Annotated in this window: 5 protein-coding genes; 1 reads left to right on the forward strand and 4 read right to left on the reverse strand. The window is 65.9% G+C overall.

Features of this window, described 5'->3' with window-relative positions:
• Window positions 1–893 (reverse strand): ABC transporter permease (locus RMO89_RS12365; RefSeq protein WP_310533442.1); only part of this gene is annotated, 893 nt, incomplete at its 3' end.
• Window positions 890–1,933 (reverse strand): ATP-binding cassette domain-containing protein, encoded by a 1,044-nt coding sequence (locus RMO89_RS12370; protein WP_310533443.1) that lies wholly within the window; start codon window positions 1,931–1,933, stop codon window positions 890–892. The genes RMO89_RS12370 and RMO89_RS12365, both read right to left, overlap by 4 nt.
• 45 nt (window positions 1,934–1,978) lie before the next feature.
• On the opposite strand from RMO89_RS12370, the gene queG reads away from it, so the two are divergent.
• Entirely contained in the window at window positions 1,979–3,046 is a 1,068-nt protein-coding gene (gene queG / locus RMO89_RS12375) for a tRNA epoxyqueuosine(34) reductase QueG (protein ID WP_409035547.1), read from the forward strand.
• 167 nt (window positions 3,047–3,213) lie between these two features.
• Here queG and RMO89_RS12380 read toward each other — a convergent pair whose 3' ends face one another.
• The gene (locus RMO89_RS12380; RefSeq protein WP_310533444.1) at window positions 3,214–4,443 is read right to left on the reverse strand and encodes an FAD-dependent oxidoreductase; all 1,230 of its coding nucleotides are present in this window, start codon (window positions 4,441–4,443) and stop codon (window positions 3,214–3,216) included.
• A 110-nt stretch (window positions 4,444–4,553) separates the two neighbouring features.
• A complete protein-coding gene (locus RMO89_RS12385; protein WP_310533445.1) occupies window positions 4,554–4,979 on the reverse strand; it encodes a DUF3035 domain-containing protein in 426 nt (141 codons plus the stop codon).
• Between the last annotated feature and the right edge of the window lie 70 nt (window positions 4,980–5,049).

Genomic DNA, 5,049 nt, shown 5'->3' on the forward strand with positions numbered 1-5,049 from the left:
ATCGTCAGGAACACTGATCCGAGAAGCAGGTAAGCCATGGCGAAATAGCCGATGCCAAGGGCAACGAAAGCGGGCCAGCCGACTGCTGGGGCCGCAAGGCCGCTCAGCGCGTCGCTGCCCAGCAGGATCAGCCCGCCAAAGCCCGCGCCCCACACGGCAATGCCGACCAGCGATACGCCCAGCATGGCGAACAGCTTGCCATAGAATACGGCCTCCATCGGGATTGCTGCGGCCAGCACCTCGATGATCTTGTTGGCTTTTTCCTCGACGAGGTTGGACAGCACCATGCCGGCCAGCATCATCGTCAGCAGGAACAGCAGCATCTGGCCATTGCGCGCGGTGCTCATCTGGCCGCTCCGCTCGCTCGCCACGCTGCTTGCCGTGGAGGTAAGGCTGACCTTGGGCAGCGCTTGCGGGCTGGCGTCGGCAGCGCGCGAGGCAATCAATGCAACCGGCCCGCTCCAAGCATGGATCAGGCCTTCGGTGCCGGTAAGCTGCGGCTTGGCAAGGGTGCCGCTCAGCACGGCGGCCAAGTTGCCCTGGCTCTCGCTAAGCGCCTGCCGGGCGTCGGCAGCCTCTCCGGGCCTAAGTTTCTTCACCAACGCCAGGTCGGGCGCGCCTTCGCCAAGTTCGCGGCGCAGGCTCGCGCCAGCCGCCATGATGGCATCGCTGTCACTTGCGCTCATGACGATGCCGAGCACCGGGCGGGCGGCGGCCTGTTCGGTCTTCTGAGACACCGAGCTTGCCGCGACCGCGACGATCACCGGGAACAACGGCCCCAGCAGGAAGAAGAAGAACGTGCGGCTGAACAGGATCGCCCCGAAATCGCGCCGCGCGACGACGAACGCCGCTTGCAGGGTCGACAGGCGACCCGATGAAATTGCGCCGCTCATCGGGCTTTCTCCATGGCAAGCGCCTCATCGGGCACTTCTTCCAGCGCGCGCGCTGCGGCCTCGCCGGCAATCGCGACAAAGGCATCATGCAGCCCGGCACGTTCGATGGAGAGCGACAGGATGCCGGCCTCGCCTTCGATCAGCGCACGCAGCAGCGGTTCGATGCCACTGTCCGGCAGGTCGAAATACCAGAACGTGCTGCCATCGGCCTTCTGCTCGCGCCGGGCATCGGCGGGCAGGGCGCCGCGCCAGTTTCCGTCCCCGGCGCGGGTTTCGAGGCGCACCTGCGGGCGGATACGATCGCGCGCCACGTCGACTGGCCCGGCGAAGGGCACCTTACCGCCGGCAATGATCGCCACCGAATCGCACAGCCGTTCGGCATGGGCGATGACGTGGGTGGAAAAGATTACGGTCGTGCCTTTCTCGGCGAGGCCGCGCATCATGCGCTCCAGCTTGCCCTGGTTGAGCGCATCGAGGCCCGAGAACGGCTCGTCAAAGATCACCAACCGGGGTTCGTGGACCAGCGTGGCGAGCAATTGCACCTGCTGCGCCATACCCTTGGACAGCCGGCGGATCTGGCGGTCGGCGGCATAGCCAAGGCCGTGCTCCTCAAGCAGCAGCTTGCCCCGGCGGCGGCCCTCTTCGAGCGGCAGGCCGCGCAGCGCACCGATAAAGGCGATGGCTTCGTGGCACTTCATCGCGGGGTAAAGCCCGCGCTCCTCGGGCAGGTAACCGATGGTATGCGCCACGTCATGCGGCCGCTCGGCGCCGAGCACGCGGCGGTAGCCCTCATCGGGATCGATGATCCCCAGCAGCATGCGCAGCGTGGTGGTCTTGCCAGCGCCATTGGGGCCAAGCACGCCATAGATCGCGCCTTCGGGCACCGACAGGTCCACCCCGTCGACGGCGGTGAAACCATCGAAACGTTTCACCAGCCCGCGCGCCTCGATGGCGAGCGGGGTGCTCGCTGCCGGGATGCCGGAAAGTTCGGGAGCAGGCGCGTTGCCCGCTGGTTGCCATTGGCCTAGGTCCATCTTCATGGGGTGCCGCAATAATCATCCCCTGTGAAGAGGAGCGCGCCAAGTTTGGTTAACGGGCCGGTAACCGCTGAAATAGAAGCAGCGCTGGGCGAAGAGGCCCGGCGGCTGGGTTTCGTCGCCTGCGGTATCGCGCAGGCTGGTGAAGATCCGCTGCGCGCTGCGCGGCTGGACGATTGGCTTGCCTCGGGCGCGCATGGCCAGATGGAATGGATGGAAGGCCGCGCCCACCACCGCCGCTCTCCGCAGGGACTGTGGCCCGAAGCGAAAAGCGTGATCGCGCTGGGCATGAGCTATGCCCCGGCGGGCGATCCGTTGGCGCTGGCGGGGCAGACTTCGCGCGGCTGGATATCCGCCTATGCCAAAGGCGCGGACTATCACGACACGGTGAAGAAGGCGCTCAAGCACCTTGCACGCTGGCTGGTCGCGGAAGGTGAGCGGCGGGGATTGGGCGAAGTAGGCGTGAAAGTCTTCGTTGATACCGCGCCGGTCATGGAAAAACCGTTGGCCGAAGCGGCAGGGCTGGGCTGGCAAGGCAAGCATACCAATGTTGTCAGCCGGACACATGGCTCGTGGCTGTTCCTCGGCGCGATCTATACCACGCTGGACCTTGCCCCCGATGCGCCGGGGCAGGACCGCTGCGGATCATGCGACGCCTGCCAGAGCGCCTGCCCGACGAATGCGTTTCCCGCGCCGTATCAACTCGATGCGCGGCGCTGCATTTCCTACCTGACGATCGAGCACAAGGGCCCGGTGGACGAGGCGCTGCGACCGGCGCTCGGCAACCAGATCTATGGCTGCGACTTGTGCCTCTCGGCCTGCCCGTGGAACAAGTTCGCCGACAGCGCGGCGGCCAACCGCGCCTTCCTGCCCCGCGCCGAACTTGCCGCGCCGAAGCTGGCTGAGTTGTTGGCGCTCGACGATGCGGGGTTTCGCAGGCTGTTCTCCGGCTCACCGATCAAGCGCATCGGGCGGGACCGGTTTGTGCGCAACTGCCTCTATGCGGCGGGGAACAGCGGGGATGTTTTGCTGATCCCGATTGTTGAAGCGTTGCTGGACGATCCCGATGCGGCAGTGGCTGACGCGGCGGCGTGGGCTGCGGCGCGGTTGGGATGATTCTTGTTCGCGCAAAGACCGCAAAGTCCGCAAAGGGGTTTCGACTTGCGGTGAAGCCGCGCTGCCCTTCTGCGTTCCCGCGATTGGTTCGAGTCGATCAGAATTAAGCCCAGCTACGCTGGGCAAAGCTCCTTTGCGTTCTTTGCGGTCTTTGCGCGAAACCAAAGTCAAACCGGGATCAGTTCCTTCAGCGGTACATTGGCGTCCGCAAGCTGCGCCACGTCCGGCGAAACGCCCGCCTCAACCAGCTTGCGCCCCTGCACATAGTCCTTGACCATGTTGACGCAGTCGAGCGCGATGACCTTGCCGCCCTTGAGGTAGACAACCGAGAACGAGCGGTCCTCAGGGCTGCCGCGCACCACAGTCTGGTCATAGCCGACCGATAGTCCGGCGGTCTGCAGGCGCAGGTCATACTGGTTGGACCAGAACCACGGGAAGGCGTGGTACGGCTTGGCATCGCCGCAGATCGCCTTGGCCACACAGGTCGCCTGATCGTTGGCGTTCTGCACCGATTCGACGCGCATCACCGTGCCGTCGGCAAAGTCGCAGGCGAAGGCGGCGCAGTCGCCGATGGCATAGACGTCGGGCAGCGAGGTGCGGCAAAGTTCGTCGATATCTACGCCGTTGCCCCCCGCCGCGCCAGCAGCCATCAAGGGGCCGACGGCGGCAATGATGCCGATGCCGACGATCACCGCATCGGCGGGAACGACTGTGCCATCGCCCAGCTTCACGCCGGTGACGCGGCCTTCTCCCTCAAGCGATTCGACCGTCACGCCGGTGCGCAGGTCAACGCCGTGATCGCGGTGTTCCTTTTCGTAGAAGGCGGACAGTTCCGGCCCGGCCACACGCGCCAGTACGCGGGGGAGCGCCTCGAGCAGGGTGACCTTGCAGCCCAGCTTGGTCAGCACCGCCGCCGCCTCAAGCCCGATATAGCCGCCGCCGATCACCGCGATGCTTTTCACGCCGCCATCGATCTCGCCCATCAGCTGGTCGCAGTCCTCACGCGTGCGCACGGCGTGGACACCGGCGAGGGTGCCGCCGGGAACCGGCAGCCTGCGCGGATCGCCGCCGGTGGCCCAGACGAGCGTGCCGTAGGTCAGGCTCTCGCCGTTGGAGAGGGTGAGTTCTTTCGCTGCCGGATCGACTGCGGTTACTTCGACGCCGAGTTGCAGGTCGATGTCCTTTTCCGCCCAGAACTGCGGCGGGCGGATATAGAGCCGGTCAAAGGTCTTTTCGCGGGCGAAATATTCCTTGGACAGCGGCGGGCGTTCATAGGGTGGCTCGCTTTCGCGCCCGATCATGGCGACCGTTCCGGTGAAACCGTTCTGCCTGAGCGCGATGGCGCACTGCGCCCCGCCATGCCCGGCCCCGACGATCACGACATCCGCTGCACTCATGCCCGCAAACTCCCTTTTCGTGTCCTCCGAAACGCGAAAAGGCCCGGCGCGTCAAGCGCCGGGCCCTGTAAATCGCCTGTGGGCAGGAGGGTTAGCCCCTGCAGGTGGGATCAGCCGCCGTTAGCTGGAGTCCCGGCAACAGCCTGAGCTTCGCGGCCATCGCCTTCGGGAGCGGCGATCACGTCACGCGTGATCGCACCCTTGGCAACGGTGTTGGTCTGCGGATCGCCGACGGTCGAGCGGATGCCAGGAGCCGAAGTGCCGGCGCGGCCGAGGGTGGTCTTTTCCACTTCGCTGCGGTTCGGACCGGGGCCGAACAGCGCTTCCTGCGCCTGTACGGCAGAGGTCGAATCGGCCGGACGCGGCGCGCCGGGCTGAGGCGGGGTCAGCGAGAAATCGGGCGGAACGACCAGCGGCGCCTGGCGCTGCACGGCGAATTCGTCAGGCCGGTCACGGCTGAGCAGACCGCTGCTGCCGCAGGCTGAAAGCAGCACCGAGGCACCGATCAGGGTCGTGAAGGCGATGGACTTACGCATGTATCAGCTCTCCGAGGCGGAACCCGCCGGTTGGTTATCTGCCTTTTCGCGCGAAAGCAGCGAACGGGCA

This window comes from Novosphingobium sp., assembly GCF_031424035.1.
Classification (GTDB): Bacteria; Pseudomonadota; Alphaproteobacteria; order Sphingomonadales; family Sphingomonadaceae; genus Novosphingobium.

Coding starts and splice junctions, on each gene's coding strand:
- RMO89_RS12385 (WP_310533445.1), bottom strand. CDS start 4,979: ATGCGTAAGTCCATCGCCTTCACGACCCTGATCGGTGCCTCGGTGCTG.
- RMO89_RS12370 (WP_310533443.1), bottom strand. CDS start 1,933: ATGAAGATGGACCTAGGCCAATGGCAACCAGCGGGCAACGCGCCTGCT.
- RMO89_RS12380 (WP_310533444.1), bottom strand. CDS start 4,443: ATGAGTGCAGCGGATGTCGTGATCGTCGGGGCCGGGCATGGCGGGGCG.